At 48.0% G+C, this 1,161-nt stretch carries 1 protein-coding gene; it reads left to right on the top strand.

The features are described 5' to 3' along the window. Positions 1 to 45: 45 nt before the first annotated feature. Positions 46 to 1,161 (top strand): phage tail fiber protein (locus HMPREF3119_RS19550; protein ID WP_246829215.1); only part of this gene is annotated, 1,116 nt, incomplete at its 3' end.

Consider the following 1,161-nt stretch of genomic DNA (forward strand, 5'->3'; position numbering starts at 1 on the left):
AACCGCTCCGGCGGTTTTTTTTCGTCTGAAATTTAAGGAAACCCCATGATTTACACCGACGGCACCATAGCCATTAATGCCGGTTCACCGATTGTGACCGGCACCGGTACGCAGTGGAAAAAGAATATTCACGGCGTGGCCCCGGGCCAGCTTATCAGCATCGAGAACGGTTCAGCACCTGTCAGCATGATGATCCGCGCGGTAAACAGTGATACAGAACTGGTGTTGTCATTCAATGCCCCGGTAACGCTCAGCGGCGCGAAATATTCCATTGCCACCACGGTGCCGGATACCATTTCAGATGCGGCCCGTACTATGTCAGCCAATCAGGGCTATATCGTTTACTTTCTCCAGGCAATGCAGCAGTGGATGACAGACACCGGACAGGTGGAAATTGAGCTGCCGAACGGCCAGAAGGTGACGCTGGATAGCATTAAAGCGCTGAATGATGCTTTAAGTAATCTGTCAGAAAGAGTTGATAATATAAAGATACCCGATGTGAAAGACGCATCTACAGCGCAGAAAGGAATTGTGCAACTGACTGCGAATATGGGCAACTCTGATATTTTAGTGCCACACCAGAAGGCGGTGGGAGATGGTATCAACGCCTTAAATTCAAGTATCGGTAAGGGATTATCTATCAATGATAATGGATATACAGAGATCTATCCGTCAGACAAAAATAAAGCAGGGCTTTGGCAAAGAATAAATACATCTGTGTTTGAGGTGCTCAGTGGTAGTACCGGAAAATTTTCCGTTGCGAATGACTCCGTAAAGATAGGCGGAACAATCGATGTTAAAACCAATACCCCCGGCAATGATCAGTCAAGGGTTGAAATAACATCACCAGATGGCAGATTTAGTATCGGTATATGGGCTTATAACGATGGGCGCACATTGGTTTCATGCAGAAATACCTCTGGATGGTCTAACGTCAGTTTTGCAAATGTCGGGAGTGGCAGCGCCGCGGTAATCGGCGGTAATATTTATGTTGATGGCAGCGGTTACCTGAAAAAATCCTCCCCGATAATTCTTGTGCACCCTGACGGGTATTACGAAACCAACGATGAATCCGAAGGTGCCGAAGTCCGACGCACCGGCACCGGTCAGTATCACATCACCGGCATCCTCGGTTATAACTCAGATGGTGCATGGGGCGTA

Source organism: Morganella sp. HMSC11D09 (assembly GCF_001807955.1).
In the GTDB taxonomy this organism is placed as follows: domain Bacteria; phylum Pseudomonadota; class Gammaproteobacteria; order Enterobacterales; family Enterobacteriaceae; genus Morganella; species Morganella morganii.